Annotated in this window: 2 protein-coding genes; both read left to right on the forward strand. The window is 58.5% G+C overall.

Features of this window, described 5'->3' with window-relative positions:
- Window positions 1-1,129 precede the first annotated feature (1,129 nt).
- Window positions 1,130-1,396, forward strand: coding sequence for a hypothetical protein (locus HQL56_15545; GenBank protein MBF0310933.1), 267 nt, complete (start codon window positions 1,130-1,132; stop codon window positions 1,394-1,396).
- A gap of 283 nt (window positions 1,397-1,679) precedes the next feature.
- Window positions 1,680-4,016, forward strand: coding sequence for a tetratricopeptide repeat protein (locus tag HQL56_15550; protein MBF0310934.1), 2,337 nt, complete (start codon window positions 1,680-1,682; stop codon window positions 4,014-4,016).
- Window positions 4,017-4,072 lie beyond the last annotated feature (56 nt).

Consider the following 4,072-nt stretch of genomic DNA (forward strand, 5'->3'; position numbering starts at 1 on the left):
GGCGGTTTGATGTGGACGACTGGTTGCGCGGTTCCGGACTTGGTACCGGCTGGGGCGGTGGCTATTCCTCCCCCTTCGGAAACGGCAGTTCGGCCTGGGATGGGGGGAACACAGGCCGTTGGGATCAACAGGGCGGGATGTTCTCATCCTTTCTGTCCGATTCGCCGAAGGAGGATCCCTGGTGGTCAAGGGCTTGGGGAGGGCTATCCGGTTTTGTGCGGAAGATTCCCGACGTATTGTTCCTTCCGGAGCAAACCCCCGAAATGAATGCGGCTTACGAAGAAGCCATCGGCAGGTGTCCGGCCTCTCCACCTTTTGGCAAAGCGGGTTGGGAGGATTACACACTAAAAAAGCCGCAGGGAGCGAAAGAGTGGGGACACTGTAACTACGATGTGTTTGTGGAGGACAAAGACCCAACGCCGCTAAATCCGCAGTCGGAGTGTGCCTATGATCCACAGGGTGCCCTGGTCCCATTTTCCAGAGGATGTGGTGGATCACCAAATCAGTACTCGAACACAATAGATCATGTGATGATCGATCGCGGGGGGCCGAATGGTCGGTATGAAGGTCATAAGTACCCACTTGGCCGAGCATTCGGTTCTTTCTGGGATTCGGCGGACGCTTTTGGTGCCCGGAAAATAGGGCCAAATATCTTCCCTAGTCCGCGAAGATAGGTCGCTAGGGAGCGATTCGGGGTGTGGCCATCGGCCACACCCCTTCTGCGGATGATTTGCTCAAGGGGGGTTGCGATGAAATTGTTTTATTATTTCAAGGCCGTTCTTGTGGGGCTTGTAAAATTTACAAGTTCGTTTTTTGGGTCATTCCTTGTTGGGTTATTGGTCCATGTTTCGATTCTATTCCATCTTTATTTCACCCTCGATATAATAATGAATGACATTAATGAAATATATAGCGCAATTGGTATCTATCTGATTGTTTCAAGTGTATTAATACCGATATTCATATACAAGTTTACTGCTTACCACTTCAGCAACTTTCTAAGTTCCACTATGGCGGAATTTGGTATGAATGCGGCGATGCTGATTTGTTTCATCTTATTGCCTATTCTATCGTTTGGAATTCTAATAGAATTATGAAGCAGGCAGTGTGGTATTGGAAAGGGGCAAAAGTGAACAAAAATGCATTTTTTGTCGGCATGATCGGCTATTACCTGCTCACCTTTCCTGTGATGATCCTCTCCATCCCCCCGCGAGGATCCGGGATTGGAAAAGAGATGTTACTCATACGCCACGGGGTCATTTTCCTGCTCCTCGTGTTGCTCACCCTGTTTTTCCGCCGCCGCCTCAACCCCTCCTGGCTGGCGGGGGTGTGGACCATGTGGGGCTTCTGGGTCGGGCTGGTGGGCTTGGCCTTCGTCGGGCAGTTCTTCCGCTGAGACCACCCCCACCGCGACCCTCCCGGCGGAAAGGCCTCCATTGCCGCTTTGCCTCCGGCCTTTGGCTTGGCTACAACGTCTACGGAGAAATGATTTATATAAAAGATTGAGGATACGTCAAAGGATAGAACATTTCCTTTTTTTGATAGTTAAAGGATAACATATTGAACGGCAAAGGACAGGGTCTCCCGGCCAGCCTCTTTCAGCACGCAATATCTTGCAATTTCCGTCCCATGGCCCAAAATGCGCAAGGGGTATATGACGCCAACGAAAGGGCACCAGGGTGACGACGAATCTCCGGCGGTTGGAACGGCAGGCAGCCCAGGCCCGGCGCGAAGGCAGCCGCGCCTCGGCCAAAATTCAGGAAGCCACGCGCGCTTACGGCGAACGCCGTTTCGAACCGGCCTGGCGACTCTGCCAGGAGGCCTTGAAATTCGAACCCGGCCACCCCGAGGCCCTCCACCTCGGCGGTCTCTCCCTGCTGGCCATGGGTCGCGCCGAAGAGGCCTTGCGCCGTCTGGAAGAGGCGGTCAATCGCGAAACCAACCGGGCCGATTTCCACAACAGCCACGGCGCGGCCTTGCGTGCCCTCGGGCGGCTGGCCCCGGCGGAGATGGCCTTTCGTCAGGCGCTGAAGCTGGTGCCCACCTATGCCGAAGCCTGTCACAACCTCGGGGAGATCCGTCTGGCCCGCAACGACTCCGAAGGGGCCGAATTCTGGTTGCGCAAGGCCCTGGAACTGAAACCCAACCTGCTGCATCCCCGGCTCAACCTGGGGGCGCTGCTCATCGCCCGCGGACGGGCCGCCGAAGCCGTCGGCTGGTTGCAGAGCGCCTGTCGTCAGGACGAACGCCAGCCGGCCATCTGGAACAATCTGGGGCGGGCGCTGGAGCTTTCGGGGCGGGTGGAGGAGGGGCTCAACGCCTATCGTCGCGCCATCGAACTGGCCCCCGACTTCGCCGAAGCCTGGTTCAACCTGGGGCGTCGCGCCCGACTGGTCGGCAATCGGGAGGAGGCCCTCTCCTGTCTGCGTCGTGCTGCCGAACTGCGGCCTCTGTGGGGCGATACCCTGTTGGAGTTGGGCAACCTGTTGCGGGAACTGGGGGAATACGAAGAGGCCGCCGAAACCGGGGTGGCTCTGCTGCAGGCCCATCCCGATCATCCGGGGGCCTTGTTCAATCTGGCCATGATCCGCCTGTTGCAAGGTCGGGTCAGCGAAGCCGAAACCCTGTTCACCCGCCTGGTGCGTCTGGACCCGCAAAATCGCGAATACCTCAATGCCATGGCCCACTGCACCCGTTCCCTGGGGCGTCCACGGGAGGCGGTGGAGTGGTATCGCCAACTGCTCGCCGTGCATCCCGACTGGGCCGAAGCTCACAGCAACTTGTTGTTGTGTATGCATTATCTGCCGGAAACCACCCCCGAGGAGCTGTTGGCCGAGTCGCGGCGTTATGCCACCATGCATTGTCCGCGTCCCGTGGCGGCGCATTTCACCAACATTCCCGATCCGGCGCGGGTGTTGACCATCGGGTATCTTTCGGCTGATTTTCGGGAGCATGCGGTTTCCCGTTTTGCCGAAGCGCCGTTGTTGGGGCATGATCGTGAGTCGTTCCGGGTGGTGTTGTTTTCCGACACCCGTCGGCCCGATGCGGTGACGGAGCGTTTCAGGGGACTGGTGGATGGGTTTCACGCCACGCGGGATCTTTCCGATGCCGATTTGTGTGCCCTGATCCGGCGGGAGCAGGTGGATATTCTGGTGGAGCTTTCGGGTCACACGGCGGGCAACCGGTTGCGCATGCTGGCCTTGCGTCCTGCGCCGCTGGTGGTGACCTGGCTGGGGTATCCGGGCACCACCGGGCTGACGGTGGTGGATTGGCGCATTACGGACGCTGTTGCGGATCCTGTGGGTACGGAGGGTTTTGCCAGCGAGCGGTTGTTGCGGTTGCCGGAGGGATTTCACTGTTTCGTGCCGCCGCCCGGTGCGCCGGAGGTGGTATCGGATCGGGGTACGTCGCGTCCGGTATTTGGTTCGTTCAATCATCCTTCCAAGTTGGGCAACGAGGTGTTGGCGGCTTGGGGGGCCATTTTGCAGGCCTTGCCCGAGGCGGAGTTGTTGTTGAAGTGTGATGCGTTGGGGGATTTGGCTTTTCAGAACGGATTGCGGGAGAAGTTCCGGGCCATGGGGGTTGATTCGGGTCGGTTGCGGCTGGTGGGGCGGATTGATGGTGTGGCGGACCATTTGGCTTTGTACAATGAGATGGATGTTGCGCTGGATGCCTTTCCTTACAACGGGGTGACCACCACGGCGGAGGGGTTGTGGATGGGGGTTCCGTTGGTGAGTTTGATGGGGGATCGGTGCAGTGCCCGAATGGGAGCGAGTTTGTTGCGGCAGGTGGGGTTGGAGGATTTGGTGGCGCCTTCGGTGGAGGAGTATATTGTCAAGGCGGTGGCATTGGTACAGGACCGGCCGAGGTTGAAGTTGTTGCGGGAGACGTTGCGGGAGCGGATGCGGGCGTCGGCGTTGGGGGATGTGCAGCGGTTTACGCGGACGTTGGAGACGGCGTATCGGGATATTTGGTGGCAGTGGTGTCGGGGGAAAGAAAATAGCCGTGCCGATTAATTAATACGGGGGTCCGGGGGGGATTATCCCCCCCGGCGGGTCCAGGGCAGCGCCCT

The sequence above is a fragment of the Magnetococcales bacterium genome, assembly GCA_015231925.1.
Lineage (GTDB): Bacteria > Pseudomonadota > Magnetococcia > Magnetococcales > JADGAQ01 > JADGAQ01.